Origin of the sequence: Microlunatus speluncae (assembly GCF_009299835.1) — a bacterium.
In the GTDB taxonomy this organism is placed as follows: domain Bacteria; phylum Actinomycetota; class Actinomycetes; order Propionibacteriales; family Propionibacteriaceae; genus Microlunatus; species Microlunatus speluncae.
The window spans coordinates 189,054-201,830 of the sequence record NZ_VKCZ01000014.1 but is presented as its reverse complement, the minus strand read 5'-3'; the positions used below and the strand labels follow the sequence as shown (position 1 = coordinate 201,830).

Below are 12,777 nucleotides of genomic sequence, written 5' to 3'. Positions count from 1 at the left end.
AACCGTCCCAGGGTCCCGCAGAGCCGTCCGAAGGCCCGGCCGAACCGTCCCGAGGTCCCGCGGAGCCGTCCGCCGGTCCCGGGGAACCGTCCGAAAGCCCTGGGCTCCCGACGCCGCGCTAGTCCTCGCGTCGCCGGTGATCGTTTCATCGCACCCGGAAGCAGGGATTAGCCTGCCGCCCATGCATCGCAGCCGGGTCGGCGTCATCCTGATCGATCATCCGCAGCCCCGTTCGGCCTCGGCGCTCGCCTTCTGGCGGGCCGCGGTCGGCGGACCGCCCGGCTCGTCCGACGGCGCGACCAACGGGGTGTACGCGGACCTCGGCTGGCTGAACGGGGTCGAGTTCGCGTTCCAGCATCTCGGCCAGGGCGACCCGCGGCTGCACCTGGACCTGGAGACCGACGACGTGCCGGCCGAGGTGGCGCGCCTGCTCCGACTCGGCGCGTCGGTCCGGACCGATCACGGTGAGTACGCGGTGCTGACCGATCCGGACGGAGTGGTGTTCTGCGTCGTCCCGGTGCAGACCGGCCCGGCCCGGTTTCGCGCCGGTGCGACGACCTGGTCTGAGGCCGGGGCAGACGGGGCCGACTGGTGGGGCTGGCAGCGCAGCTGGGATGCGCAACAGGAGGTCTATCTGCCGGACCGGGAGCAGCGTTTCGGCGCTCTGTTCGACGCGGTCGAGGCGGCGGTCGGGACGGCGCCGCGGGTGCTCGACCTGGCCGGCGGCACCGGCTCGATCAGCCAACGGCTGCTGGACCGGTTCCCGGGGGCTTCGACCGTCGTGCTGGACGCCGACCCGGCGCTGCTCCGGATCGCCGCGCACACGGTCGGCCGGGACGACCGGGTCGAGCTGGTCCGGGCCGACCTGCGCGATCGCGGCTGGGTGAACGCGGCCGCCGGGCCGTTCGATGCCGTACTGACGGCGACGGCCCTGCACTGGCTGGCCGAGGACCGGCTGGCCGAGCTCTATCGCGAGCTGACCGGCCTGGTCCGGCCCGGCGGGCTCTTCGGCAACGCCGATCACCTGCCCGACTCCGGGCTGCCGGGGCTGACCCGGCGGCTCGGCGAGCTGGCGGAACACCGGCGTGAGAAGGCCGTCCGCGACGGCGCGGCGGAGTCGTGGGGCGACTGGTGGCAGCGGGCCCGGGACTCCGCGGAGCTTGCCGACGCGGTGGTCGAACGGGACGTGATCTTTCCCGGAGCCTGGCACGATCGCGGACTGCCGACCCATGATCGACATCTCGAACTGCTGCGGTCGGCCGGCTTCGCCGAGGCCGGTCTGGTCTGGCGCGGCGGCGCCGATGCCGCGTTCGCGGCTATCCGCTGACCCCGTAATCGGCCCCGGACACCCTGGCGGCCGTTACAGTCCGATCAACGCCCGCGACATCCGAGGAGTGATCATGGTCATCTGCGCCACCTGTGCGGTCGAGTACGACGAGCCGTTGCCGGACGTCTGCCCGATCTGTGCCGACGAGCGGCAGTGGGTGCCGTCGGACGGCCAGCACTGGACCGACCTGGCGAAGCTCCGGGCCGAGGGCCGGACGATCAGCTGGACCGACCGCGAGCCGGGCCTGGCGGCGCTCGCCGCCGATCCGGGGGTCGGCATCGGCCAGACCATGGAGTTGATCACCACCCCGGCCGGTTCGTTGCTCTGGGATCCGCTGGGCTACCTCGACGACGCCACGGTCGAACGCATCCGGGCTCTCGGCCCGGTGCTGGCGATCGCCGCCAGCCATCCGCACATGTACGGGGTGCAGCTGGAATGGGCCGACGCCCTCGATGCCCCGGTCCTGGTCTGTGAGGCCGACCGGGAGTGGCTCGGCCGGACCGGGCCGCGGGTCGAGCTCTGGTCCGGTCGCCGCGACGTGACCGACGGGCTGACCCTGCACCAGGTCGGCGGCCACTTCGTCGGCAGCTGCGTCGCGCTCTGGGAAGCGGGCGCCGAGGGGCAGGGCATCCTGTTCGCCGGCGACACCGTGTTTCCCAATCCGGACCGGACCTCGCTCGGCTTCCTGCGCAGCTATCCGAACAAGATCCCGCTGTCCGGGGCCGTGGTGGAGCGGATCGCCGCCCAGCTGGGCGAACTCTCCTTCGACAAGATCATCGGCAACTTCGGCAACAGCACCGACTCCGGGGCCAAGGAGATCCTGCGCCGCTCCGCCGACCGGCACATCGGCTGGGTCCGCGGCGACTTCGACCACCTGACCTAGTCGGCGCGACCGGATCAGTTCCGTTCCACGGCGAGCCTGACGCCCAGGCCGACCAGGACGGTCCCCAGCACGGCGTCCAGGAGACGCCGCACCCGGGGCGTCCGGAGCAGGTTGCCGGCCTTCGCGACGATCACCGCGTAGAGCGTCAGCCAGCCGAACGTCAGCGCACAGAACCCCAGGCCCAGCAGCGCCGACCAGCCGAGCGTGGACTCCCCGGCCGGCACGAACTGCGGCAGCAACGCCAGGAAGAACACGGCCATCTTGGGGTTGGCCAGATTGCTCAGCAGACCCTGCCTGAAGCCGCCCCGGACCGACAACCGCCGTCGCGCTCCGGCCCCGCCCGGCTCGCCGTCGGGTGACGCCGGACCATCCGACCGAGCCCGCCAGGCCCGATACAGCGACTGCAAACCCAGCACGATCAGATAGCCGGCCCCGGCCAACTTCACCGCAAGGAAGACCGGCTCCGAGGCGACCAACAGCGCCGCGAGGCCCGCACTCGCGGCCAGAGTCCAGACGCCTTGGCCGGCCGCGACCCCGAGAGCCGTGCCGGTGCCGGCCCGCCGCCCGCCCAGCAGGGTGTTGCGGATCGTGATCGCGGTGTCCGGCCCGGGCGTCATGATCACCACGGCGGCGACGCCGAGGAACGCGATCAGGGTTGCGATGTCCATTCCGTACCGCCTCTCCGGTTTGCCCGATCCGAGAGTCCGTCATGCCCGCCCCGGCGCGCAACCGGTTTCAACCACCGGCCCGCGGGCTCGGAGGCGGATCGCGTGCCGAGTGGACCCTCCGACCAACTCCAAGGAAAGAACTCGCGGCCAAAGCGTCCACTCACGTAACGCCGCGGCCGCACAGACCGACGACCGGCAGCGTCAGCCGCGTTCCGCACGGCCCGCCCGTCCTTGATGCGTCTTTCCCCGCAGAACCATCGGCACCCGGCCGGCGGCACATCCCAAGGCACGGCGGGATCAACCGCCCTGACCCTTCGACAGGCTCAGGGAACGAACATCCAGTCGTCGGAGCTAGCCGTTGGTGCTGGGCTCGGGTTGCTTCTCCGGCTTCGGGTCGGGGTCATCGGACGGTTCGGGGTCGGTGTCGGTGTCGGCATCCGCCTTGGAGGCTTCGTCGCTGTCGGCCTCGTCGCTGTCGGCGGGGTCGGGTTGATCATCGGGGTCGCCCTCGACGATCGCTTCCCGGCCGGGGCGGAACTTGAAGAGCAGGGCCAGGCAGATCAGCGCGGCGACGAAGACGATCAAGGAGGTGTAGTTGTTCAGGCGAAAGCCGCCGACCTCGTTGACCGGGTCGATCCGCAGCGCCTCGATCCAGAACCGGCCGGCGGTGTAGAGCGCGACGTAGAGGGCGAAGACCTTGCCGTGGCCGAGCTTGAACCGGCGGTCGACCAAGATCAACACCACGTAGGCGCCGAGACACCACAGGATCTCGTAGAGGAAGGTCGGGTGGAAGGTCTCGAACTGCTCGTAGCCCTCCGGCCGGAACTGCGGCTCGATCGCCAGGCCCCAGGGCAGGGTCGTCGGCTCGCCGAACAGTTCCTGGTTGAACCAGTTGCCGAGCCGGCCGATCGCCTGCGCGACGATGATGCCCGGCGCCGCGGCGTCGGCCAACGCGAGGAACTTGATCTTGCGCTTCCGGGCGACCAGCCAGGCACCGAGCGCGCCGAGCGCGACCGCGCCCCAGATGCCGAGGCCGCCCTGCCAGATCTTCAGCGCGTCCAGCGGGTTCCGGCCGGGGCCGAAGTACAGCTGGTAGTCGGTGATCACGTGATAGAGCCGGGCCCCGATGATGCCGAACGGCACCGCGACCGCGACGACGAGCTCCATCGAGTCGGGCTTGCCGCCGCGGGCCTGCCAGCGCCGGTTGGCGATCAGGTAGCCGACGACGATGCCGATGATGATGCAGACCGCGTACGCCCGGAGTTGGAAGCCGAAGATGTTCCAGCTGGACCACGGCGGGCTCGGGATGCTGAGCAGCGTCAGGTCGATCATCGCGCCGGCGCCTTCTCGATCATGGCGATGAGCATGTCAGGTGTGGTGCCGGTCAGGTCAACCGGGTCGCCGTCCAGGAAGACCGTCGGCGTCTGCTGTACGCCGGCCGCCTCCGCGGCCGCGTTGATCGAGTCGACCCAGCCCGCCTCGGCCCGGGATCCGACGCAGCCGGCGAAGGTCGGCGGCACCTCGTTCGTCACCGCCGCGGCGAGCGCGGTCAGCTGGCTGTCGCTCCAGTCGAGGTCCCGGTTGGCGAACAGGCCCCGGTAGTAGGCCCGGCCGAAGCCCGCCTCGGTCGCGCAGCCGAAGGCGTTGGCCGCCGCGGTCGAGCCGGCGTCGTGGAACGACATCGGATAGACGTCGATCGCCACCGCGCCGCGGGCCGCCGCGTCGAAGAGCGCCGGGCCGTAGTCGTCCTCGAAGCCGGCGCAGCCCGGGCAGTGGAAGTCGACGTAGGCGGTCAGGGTCCGCGGCGCATCGGGCGTCCCGATCCGGACGGGTTTGCCGGCGGCGACCGGCTGCGGCGCGAGCGCCTCGGCCCGTTCCGGCACCGCTCCCGGCGCCCGGTTGACCTGCCAGACCTGATAGCCGACGCCGCCGCCGACCACCAGCAACAGCACCACTGCCGCCGCGATGATCAGGATCCGGCGGTCCCGGCGGCGTTGTTGCTGCTGCCGCTGCTCCTCAGACCCGTCGCGGCCGGACCGGTTCATCGCCGTGACCTCAAATCAGGCTCGCTTCCCGCTCGTCGTCCCGCGCCAACTCCTCGTCGCCCGGGCCCCGGTCGAAGCTGAACCGGCTCCGTGGCCGGGCGATCAGCCAGCCGGCGAGGGCCAACAGACCGGTCGCGCCCAACGCCTCGAAGCCGTAGCGGGCCTGGCCCGACGCGACCTCACCGCCGCCGCCGAAGCAGCCGCAGTCGATGTTCAGCCCGCGGGCCGCGGCGGAGGCGATGACGATCAGGAAGATGACCATCAGCGCCGCCGAGATGATCGCCGCGACCCGGGTGAAACCGCCGGCGAGCAGCACCAGGCCGAGCAACAGGGCGAAGAAGGGGGTGACCGTGCCGACCAGCACGGCGAGCGGATCGGGCAGCAACTGATAGGCCCGCACGGCCGCGGCCGAATCGATCAGGTCGACCACCTTGATCGCGCCGGAGGCGATCAGCACCCCACCGAGCAGCCACCGGGCCAACGTGGAGATCCACGCCGCCACCGGCGACGGACTCGCCGGATACGGAGGTTCGGCAGGATGCTGGAGACTCACTGTGGGACTAACCCGGCTGCTCCCGCAATGGTTCCGGCCGTGTCCGACTTGTGACCGCCGCTGTGATCCCGGACACCCGCGGCGAGGTCGGCGACCAGCGCACGCAGCCCGGACAGGTCCTCGGGCCGGCCGGCTTCGTCGGCCTCGATCATCCGCGACACCAACGCCGAACCGACGACGACCGCGTCGGCATAGGCCCCGATCTCCGCCGCCTGGGCGCCGTTGGAGACGCCGAGCCCGACGCCGACGATCGCGTCCGGCACGGCCGCGCGGACCCGGCGGACCAGCTCCGGAGCGGCCGCGGAGGTGGTGGCCCGGGCGCCGGTGACGCCCATCACGGCGGTCGCATACACCCAGCCGCGGCAGCTCTGGACGGTGCGGGTCAGCCGCTCGTCGGTGGACGACGGTGACACCAGGAAGACCTTGTCCAGCCCGTGCGCGTCGGCCGCGGCGATCCACTCCGCGCCCTCGTCCGGGGTCAGGTCGGGCGTGATCAGCCCGGCCCCGCCGGCCGCGGCCAGGTCGCGGGCGAAGGCGTCGACGCCGTAGCGGTCGACCAGATTCCAGTACGTCATCACGACGGCCGGGGTGCCGGTGGCGGTGACCGCCTCGACCCCGGCGAACACGTCCCGGACCCGGAAGCCGCGCTCCAGCGCCGCCGTTCCGGCCCGCTGCACGGTGACGCCGTCGATCACCGGATCCGAGTACGGCATGCCGACCTCGACCAGGTCGACGCCGGGCGAATCGCCCTCACCGGTCAGCGCCCGCAGCGCCGCCAGCGAGCCGGGCACCGACGGGAAGCCGACCGGGAGATAGCCGACCAGCGCGGCCCGATCCCCCGCTCCGTCGGCACCGGCCCGGACGGAGGCGATCGCCGCCCCGCTGTTGCCGAGTTCGTACCCCATCAGCCGATCTCCTTGCTGGCGTCCACATCGAGACCGAAGTAGTCGATCGCGGTGGCCACATCCTTGTCGCCGCGGCCGGACAGACTGACCAGGATCAGCGGCCGCTCGCCGTCCTCGCGGCGCAGCCGCCGACCCAGCTTGAGCGCACCGGCCAGGGCGTGCGCGGATTCGATCGCCGGCATGATCCCCTCGGTCTTGGTCAGCAGCGAGAAGGCCTCCATCGCCTCGGCGTCGGTGACCGCCTCGTAGCTGGCCCGACCGGTGCTGGCCAGCCAGGAATGCTCCGGCCCGACGCCGGGATAGTCCAGCCCGGCCGAGATCGAGTGCGAGTCCTTGGTCTGCCCGTCCTCGTCCTGCAGCACGTACGTCCGCATCCCGTGCAGCACGCCGACCTCGCCGCCGGTGATCGCCGCCGCGTGCTTGCCGGTCTCCACGCCGTCGCCGCCGGCCTCGAACCCGCACAGGGCGACCTCGGCGTCACCGATGAAGTCGGCGAAGATGCCGAGCGCGTTCGAGCCGCCGCCGACGCAGGCCGCGACCGCGTCCGGCAGTCGGCCATAGCGATCGAGCAGCTGAGCCCGGGCCTCGGTGCTGATCACCCGCTGGAACTCGCGGACGATCATCGGGAACGGATGCGGACCGGCGACCGAGCCGATCAGGTAATGGGTGGTGTCGACCGAGGCGACCCAGTCGCGCATCGCGTCGTTCATCGCGTCCTTGAGCGTCCGGGTGCCCGACTTCACCGGGACGACCGTCGCGCCGAGCAGCTGCATCCGGGCCACGTTGAGGGCCTGCCGCTCGGTGTCGACCTCGCCCATGTAGACGGTGCAGTCGAGGCCGAACAGCGCCGCAGCCGTGGCGGTGGCGACGCCGTGCTGACCGGCGCCGGTCTCGGCGATCACCCGGGTCTTGCCCATCCGCCGGGTCAGCAGCGCCTGGCCGAGCACGTTGTTGATCTTGTGCGAGCCGGTGTGGTTCAGGTCCTCGCGCTTCAGCACGATCCGGGCCTCGCCGGCGTGGGCGGCGAACCGCGGCACCTCGGTGACCGGGCTCGGCCGGCCGGTGTAGTCGGCGAGCAGGCCGGCCAGTTCGGCGACGAAGGCCGGGTCGGCCTGCGCGGCGGCGAACTCGCGGTTCAGCTGCTCCAGCGCGGCGTACAACGCCTCCGGGACGTAGCGTCCGCCGAAGGCGTCGAAGTGACCCTGCTCGTCGGGCAGGCGGCGATCACTCTGCTGAGTGGGTGAGCTAGGCACAGAAGATCACTTTCGTGGATGCGGCAGGTTGGCACCGTGCCGGAAATGCTTCAACGATCGAATTGTTGCCCGTTCGTGTCCCGGGTCGTGCACCGGGACCCCGATCTGCGCTCGGGTCAGGACTTGTAGAGCGCCGGGTGGGCGCCGGCGGCGACCAGGTCGGCCACCCCGGCCCGCGGGTCGCGACCGGTGACCAGGGCCTCGCCGACCAGGACGACGTCGGCACCGGCGCGGGCCAGCTCGATCACGTCGTGTGGGCCGCGGACGCCGGACTCGGCGATCCGGACGATCCCGCTCGGGATCGACGGCGCCAGCCGGGCGAAGGTGCTCTGGTCGACCTCGAGGGTCTGCAGGTTGCGGGCGTTGACGCCGATGATCTTGGCGCCGGCATCGACCGCACGCTTGATCTCGTCCGCCGTGTGCACCTCGACCAGCGGGGTCAGGCCGATCGACTCGGCCCGCTCGATCAGGCTGACCAGCTCGTTGTCATCCAGCGCGGCGACGATCAGCAGCGCCAGGTCGGCGCCGGCCGCGCGGGCCTCGAACAGCTGGTACGCGGTGACGATGAAGTCCTTGCGCAGCACCGGGATGTCGACCGCACAGCGGACCTTGATCAGGTCGTCCAGCGATCCGCCGAAACGACGACGCTCCGTCAGCACCGAGATGGCCGCTGCCCCGCCGGCCTCGTACTCGCCGGCCAGGGCGGCCGGATCGGCGATCTCGGCCAGCGCTCCCTTGCTGGGGCTGGACCGCTTCACCTCGGCGATCACGGCGACGGCGGAGCCGGCCAGGACCGGCACCGGGTCGAGCGCCGGCGCGACCTGCTGCACCCGCTCCTTGAGCCGTTCCAGCGGAACCTCTTGCTGGCGTACCTCGAGGTCGTCCCGGACGCCCGCGATGATGTCGTCTAGTGCTCCCATGACATGCCCACCCGATCGATTCTGCTCGGCCGAGGTCAGACGGCGCCGTGGCCGAGCTTGCGCATGATTCCGGTCACGATCAGGGACACGACCAAGATCGCGACCGAGATCCAGAAGAGGGTCCAGTTGGGGCCGGTCACCATGGCGATGCCGCCGACGATGAAACCGATCATCGCGATGGTCACGCCGGTCCAGGCGGCCGGGGTCCGGCCGTGGTGGACGTGCTTCACCCGAGGTTGCGCGGACGCCGTGTCCGATGCGCTGGATGTGTCAGTCATGGTCCCCTCGCCTCGCCATGTGTGGTCCCATTGTGGCCTCTCGACACCCCTTGATGCACATCGGGGTCGTGAGCAGGGCCGACGGGCGCGGCTCGCTACAGTGTGCCGTCGTCGAAACCGCGGGAGTCGTGATGTCCGAACCGAGCAGCACCCCAGGCCCGCCCCAGCGGGGTCGGATCGGCAGCCGGGTGCTGCTCGTGCACGGGATCGTGGTCCTCGCCTTCCTGATCCTGTACGTGATCGCGACCGCCCTGCACACCGGCCCGGACGCCAACATCGGCGCCGGTCTGGTCGGCCTCGTGCTGCTCGTGCTCGGCCTGCCCTGGACCATCCCGTTCCTGGCCGGCGCCACCGAACCCACCGGCGGGCTCGGCCTCCTCCTCCGCCTCGGCCCGGCGGTCCTCAACCTCGCCCTGCACGCCCTCCTCCGCCTCGCCCTCCGCCGCCGCCCCCGCTGACTTGTCAGAACTGAGTAGCCCCAGGGCACAACTCAGTTCTGACAAGTCGGCGTGGGATCAGCCGTAGGTCGGGTGTTGCGGCCAGCCCTCCGGGGAGTCCTCCCAGTCCTCCTGTCGGCCGTACGGCAGCAGGTCGAGCAGGTTGGTCGAGAACATCAGCCGGTCGACTCCGCGCGAGCCCGTGGTCCAGGTCTTGAACACCTGGTCGCCGTCGCGGAGGAAGATCGTCAGTTGGAAGCCGATCACGCCGCAGTCGGCGGCGAAGCTGGTGCCGCGGGAGGACGCGTACGGCACCGTCCAGCCGCGCTGCTGCCAGTAGCCGGCGATCTGCTCCAGCGGCATGTCCGAGACGGTGACCCAGGCGGCACCCCTCGACCGGAGCGTGTCGAGGTTCGTGACGTTGTCGGTGAACGCGGTGCAGCCCGGGCAGTAGTCGTCCGGCCCGTTGTCCATGAACTGGTACACGGCGAGTTGGAGCTGATCGCCGAACAGGTCGAGCAGGGTCTTCGGCCCATCCGGTGTCTCCAGCCGGTGACCGGTGCCGTCGAACGGGACCATCGGCAGCCGCCGCCGCTTCGCCGCCAACTGGTCCAACTGCCGGGTCAGCGCCTTCTCCTCCGCCAGCAGCTCGGCCCGGGCCTGCTGCCACTCCTCTTTCGTGACCACGGGCGGCAGCGCGGATGCACGAATTTCGTGGGACATGGACGGCCTCTCTGTCGGAACCCGAAACAACATCCGCAGGTTAGAACCATCGGACCCCGCGCCGGGCAGATTCCCAGACATCCCGCAGACCAGTTGGCAGACCGCGCCGTTCTCCCGGCCTTGATGCATCTTTCCGGCCGCCAGGCCGAATCCGTCCGGCGAACGGCGCGGACTGGCCTGCCCCCTTCGACAGGCTCAGGACATGCTTCGACAGGCTCAGGGAACGCACCCTTACGAATCCTTGGTCCGCCCGGGTGGCTCGGCGGCGGTGGGGTCCTGGCCGGAGTCCATCGCCTTCCACAGGTCGATCGGCTCCGCCTCCTCGACCGGCGTGGCGGCCCGGTCGCGGCGGAAGCGGTCGGTCCGGGTGGGCCAGGAGGGGGCGGTGATCATGATCATGGCCGCGGCGGCGAGCAGCAGCACGCCGGCGACCACGTAGCCGATCGGCCAGGGCGTGCCGGTCAGCGCGAACTGATCACTGAGGCTGACCTGCTGCAGCCGGGCCCGGACGGCGTCGGAGTCGGGCTGGAACCGGAACCCGCCGACCACGACGATCGCCACTCCGACCACGCCAAGCAGACCGGCGAGCACCTGTCGGCCGCAGCCGCGCAGCGCGAGACCGAGCAGGAACCCGGCCAGCGCGACGGCGCCGAGGGCCTGGCTCAGCCCCGCGGTCGCGTCGGTGCCGGTGAACACGACCCCGGCGTCGCTCCCCTGGGCCCGCCACCACGGCTGGGCCGAGACGATCAACGCGAGCAGGCCGGCCAGTGCCACGCCGGCCAGGCCGGCGATGCGGGATCGGGCCGGAGTGATCATGATCGGAGGCTGATCGTCACCGTGCCGCGGCCGTCGGTTCGGCGAACGACTCGGCGATCGAGATCGCCCGGATCACGGCGGCAGCCTTGTTCTGGCTCTCCTGATCTTCGGTGGCCGGCACCGAGTCGGCGACGATGCCGCCGCCGGCCTGCACGTACGCGACGCCGTCCTTGACCAGGGCGGTCCGGATGGCGATCGCGGCGTCGGCGTCACCGGCGAAGTCGAAGTAGCCGACCACGCCGCCGTAGAGGGCACGGCGGCTGGTCTCCAGCTTGTCGATGATCTCCATCGCCCGGACCTTCGGCGCACCGGACAGGGTGCCGGCCGGGAACGCGGCCAGGACGACGTCCAGCGCGCTGCGGCCGTCGGCGATCACCCCGGTGACGGTCGACTCCAGGTGCATGATGTGGCTGTAGCGCCGCACCTCGGCGAATTCGATCACCTCGACCGTGCCCGGCTTGCAGACCCGACCAAGATCATTGCGGCCCAGGTCGACCAGCATCACGTGCTCGGCCCGCTCCTTGGGATCGGACTCGAGCTCGGCCTCGTACGCGGCGTCCTCGGCCGGCGTGGCCCCGCGCGGCTTCGACCCGGCGATCGGGTGCGTGATCGCCGTGCCCTCCTTCACGGTCACCAGCGCCTCCGGCGAACAGCCGACGATGTCGAAGCCGTCCAGCCGGAGCAGATACATGTACGGGCTCGGGTTGGTCAGCCGGAGCACCCGGTAGATGTCCAGCGCGTCGGCCGACGTCTCCACCTCGAACCGTTGACTGACCACGATCTGGAAGGCCTCGCCGGCCTTGATCTCCTCGATCGCCGCCCGGACCGCGTCCTGGTATTCGTCCGCCGTCCGCTGCCGCCGGACCGGCACGGTGTGATCACGATTCGCCGCGACCACGGCCGACGGGGTGGGCCGGCGCAGCGCCTCGGTCATCGCCTCGACCCGGCGGACCGCGTCGGCGTACGCCTCGTCGACCCGCTCGTCGGTGGCGTCGTAGTTGATCGCGTTGGCGATCAGCCACACCTCGCCGGTGTGCTGGTCCAGCACGGCCAGATCGCTGGCCAGCAGGAACGCCAGCTCCGGGATGCCGATGTCGCCCGGGTTGGTGTCCGGCAGCACCTCGACCCGGCGCACCGCGTCGTAGGACAGATAACCGACCAGCCCGGAGGTGAACGGCGGCAGCCCCTCGTCGCGCGGGGTGTGCAGCAGCCGCAGCGTCTCCTGCACGGCCTGGATCGGGTCGCCGCCGGACGGCAGCCCGACCGGCGCATGCCCGGTCCAGTGCGCCTCGCCGTCGCGCTCGGTCAGGGTGGCCGCGGCCTTCACCCCGATGAACGAGTAGCGCGACCACACCCCCTGCTCGGCCGACTCCAGCAGATAGCTGCCGGGCAGGCCGCGGCTCAGCTTCGCGTACAGGCTGACCGCCGATTCGGTGTCGGCCAGCAGCCGGCGGTAGACGGGGATCACCCGGCGTTCCACGGCCTGCTTGCGGAAGTCCTCCAGGCTGGGCGTGATCATGGCCGACGCCGGCTCGGCGTCGGACGGGGCGACCACGACGGCCGGCAACTCCCGGTCGTCGAAGCAGCTGTGGGTGCCGGTGTGGCAGGCCGGGCCCTCCTGGTGGACCTTGATCAACAACGCGTCGCCGTCGCAGTCCAGCCGGACCTCGCGGACCCACTGCCGGTGGCCGCTGGTCTCGCCCTTGACCCAGTATTCCTGCCGGCTGCGGGAGTAGAACGTCGACCGCCCGGTGGTCAGCGAGCGGTGCAGCGCCTCGTCATCCATCCAGCCGAGCATCAGCACGTCGCCGGTGCTCTCCTCCTGGACGACGGCGGCGATCAGGCCGTCACGGTCGCGCTTGAGCGCGGCCCGGATCTCCTCGGGCAGGGTCTGGCTGGGGGTCGCGGGGGTGTCGGACACGGGTCCATTGTTGCGGCTCTCACCACATCGCCCACCACCGGATAGGGC

Annotated in this window: 14 protein-coding genes and 1 pseudogene; 3 read left to right on the top strand and 12 right to left on the bottom strand. The window is 71.2% G+C overall.

All coding sequences use genetic code 11. The annotated features are described in order from the left end of the window. Window positions 1-181: 181 nt before the first annotated feature. Together FNH24_RS17760 and FNH24_RS17755 are read left to right on the top strand one after the other, a co-directional pair. Entirely contained in the window at window positions 182-1,327 is a 1,146-nt protein-coding gene (locus FNH24_RS17760) for a VOC family protein (protein ID WP_152363553.1), read from the top strand. A 73-nt stretch (window positions 1,328-1,400) separates the two neighbouring features. Then, a complete protein-coding gene (locus FNH24_RS17755) occupies window positions 1,401-2,210 on the top strand; it encodes an MBL fold metallo-hydrolase (RefSeq protein WP_152363552.1) in 810 nt (269 codons plus the stop codon). A gap of 14 nt (window positions 2,211-2,224) precedes the next feature. Here FNH24_RS17755 and FNH24_RS17750 read toward each other — a convergent pair whose 3' ends face one another. The 8 genes from FNH24_RS17750 to FNH24_RS17715 form a co-directional block, all read right to left on the bottom strand. Then, window positions 2,225-2,878, bottom strand: a complete 654-nt coding sequence (locus tag FNH24_RS17750) for a LysE family translocator (protein ID WP_217428289.1) — start codon at window positions 2,876-2,878, stop codon at window positions 2,225-2,227. A 351-nt stretch (window positions 2,879-3,229) separates the two neighbouring features. Continuing rightward, complete coding sequence (gene lgt / locus FNH24_RS17745; protein ID WP_152363551.1) at window positions 3,230-4,210, bottom strand: prolipoprotein diacylglyceryl transferase; 981 nt, start codon at window positions 4,208-4,210, stop codon at window positions 3,230-3,232. After that, entirely contained in the window at window positions 4,207-4,923 is a 717-nt protein-coding gene (locus tag FNH24_RS17740; protein WP_152363550.1) for a DsbA family protein, read from the bottom strand. Before FNH24_RS17740 ends, lgt begins: the two co-directional genes overlap by 4 nt. A 10-nt stretch (window positions 4,924-4,933) precedes the next feature. Next, window positions 4,934-5,425, bottom strand: coding sequence for a MauE/DoxX family redox-associated membrane protein (locus tag FNH24_RS17735; RefSeq protein WP_152363549.1), 492 nt, complete (start codon window positions 5,423-5,425; stop codon window positions 4,934-4,936). A 47-nt stretch (window positions 5,426-5,472) separates the two neighbouring features. Next, window positions 5,473-6,381: a tryptophan synthase subunit alpha gene (gene trpA, locus FNH24_RS17730; protein ID WP_152363548.1), complete on the bottom strand. Its 909-nt coding sequence runs from the start codon at window positions 6,379-6,381 to the stop codon at window positions 5,473-5,475. Further along, the gene (trpB, locus tag FNH24_RS17725; RefSeq protein WP_152363547.1) at window positions 6,381-7,634 is read right to left on the bottom strand and encodes a tryptophan synthase subunit beta; all 1,254 of its coding nucleotides are present in this window, start codon (window positions 7,632-7,634) and stop codon (window positions 6,381-6,383) included. Before trpB ends, trpA begins: the two co-directional genes overlap by 1 nt. A gap of 116 nt (window positions 7,635-7,750) precedes the next feature. Continuing rightward, entirely contained in the window at window positions 7,751-8,554 is an 804-nt protein-coding gene (gene trpC, locus FNH24_RS17720; RefSeq protein WP_152363546.1) for an indole-3-glycerol phosphate synthase TrpC, read from the bottom strand. Between the two features lie 35 nt (window positions 8,555-8,589). Then, window positions 8,590-8,832, bottom strand: coding sequence for an HGxxPAAW family protein (locus tag FNH24_RS17715; RefSeq protein WP_152363545.1), 243 nt, complete (start codon window positions 8,830-8,832; stop codon window positions 8,590-8,592). 131 nt (window positions 8,833-8,963) lie between these two features. On the opposite strand from FNH24_RS17715, the gene FNH24_RS17710 reads away from it, so the two are divergent. Continuing rightward, on the top strand, window positions 8,964-9,290 hold the full coding sequence (locus tag FNH24_RS17710; RefSeq protein WP_152363544.1) for a hypothetical protein: 327 nt from the start codon (window positions 8,964-8,966) through the stop codon (window positions 9,288-9,290). A 57-nt stretch (window positions 9,291-9,347) separates the two neighbouring features. Here the strand turns inward: FNH24_RS17710 and FNH24_RS17705 are convergent, their stop codons facing one another. The 4 genes and pseudogenes from FNH24_RS17705 to hisI form a co-directional block, all read right to left on the bottom strand. Further along, entirely contained in the window at window positions 9,348-9,992 is a 645-nt protein-coding gene (locus FNH24_RS17705; RefSeq protein ID WP_152363543.1) for a DUF899 family protein, read from the bottom strand. A 231-nt stretch (window positions 9,993-10,223) separates the two neighbouring features. After that, entirely contained in the window at window positions 10,224-10,808 is a 585-nt protein-coding gene (locus tag FNH24_RS17700; protein ID WP_152363542.1) for a Trp biosynthesis-associated membrane protein, read from the bottom strand. A 16-nt stretch (window positions 10,809-10,824) separates the two neighbouring features. Further along, window positions 10,825-12,327: an anthranilate synthase component I gene (locus FNH24_RS17695; RefSeq protein WP_170304518.1), complete on the bottom strand. Its 1,503-nt coding sequence runs from the start codon at window positions 12,325-12,327 to the stop codon at window positions 10,825-10,827. A gap of 57 nt (window positions 12,328-12,384) precedes the next feature. Continuing rightward, window positions 12,385-12,729, bottom strand: a pseudogene (gene hisI, locus FNH24_RS31735) (phosphoribosyl-AMP cyclohydrolase); the annotation flags it as partial. Between the last annotated feature and the right edge of the window lie 48 nt (window positions 12,730-12,777).

Excerpts from the sequence above, each read along its gene's own strand:
- FNH24_RS17760 (WP_152363553.1), top strand. The coding sequence starts at position 182 with ATGCATCGCAGCCGGGTCGGCGTCATCCTGATCGATCATCCGCAGCCC.
- FNH24_RS17755 (WP_152363552.1), top strand. The coding sequence starts at position 1,401 with ATGGTCATCTGCGCCACCTGTGCGGTCGAGTACGACGAGCCGTTGCCG.
- FNH24_RS17750 (WP_217428289.1), bottom strand. The coding sequence starts at position 2,878 with ATGGACATCGCAACCCTGATCGCGTTCCTCGGCGTCGCCGCCGTGGTG.
- lgt (WP_152363551.1), bottom strand. The coding sequence starts at position 4,210 with ATGATCGACCTGACGCTGCTCAGCATCCCGAGCCCGCCGTGGTCCAGC.
- FNH24_RS17740 (WP_152363550.1), bottom strand. The coding sequence starts at position 4,923 with ATGAACCGGTCCGGCCGCGACGGGTCTGAGGAGCAGCGGCAGCAGCAA.
- trpA (WP_152363548.1), bottom strand. The coding sequence starts at position 6,381 with ATGGGGTACGAACTCGGCAACAGCGGGGCGGCGATCGCCTCCGTCCGG.
- trpC (WP_152363546.1), bottom strand. The coding sequence starts at position 8,554 with ATGGGAGCACTAGACGACATCATCGCGGGCGTCCGGGACGACCTCGAG.
- FNH24_RS17715 (WP_152363545.1), bottom strand. The coding sequence starts at position 8,832 with ATGACTGACACATCCAGCGCATCGGACACGGCGTCCGCGCAACCTCGG.
- FNH24_RS17710 (WP_152363544.1), top strand. The coding sequence starts at position 8,964 with ATGTCCGAACCGAGCAGCACCCCAGGCCCGCCCCAGCGGGGTCGGATC.
- FNH24_RS17705 (WP_152363543.1), bottom strand. The coding sequence starts at position 9,992 with ATGTCCCACGAAATTCGTGCATCCGCGCTGCCGCCCGTGGTCACGAAA.
- FNH24_RS17700 (WP_152363542.1), bottom strand. The coding sequence starts at position 10,808 with ATGATCACTCCGGCCCGATCCCGCATCGCCGGCCTGGCCGGCGTGGCA.
- FNH24_RS17695 (WP_170304518.1), bottom strand. The coding sequence starts at position 12,327 with ATGATCACGCCCAGCCTGGAGGACTTCCGCAAGCAGGCCGTGGAACGC.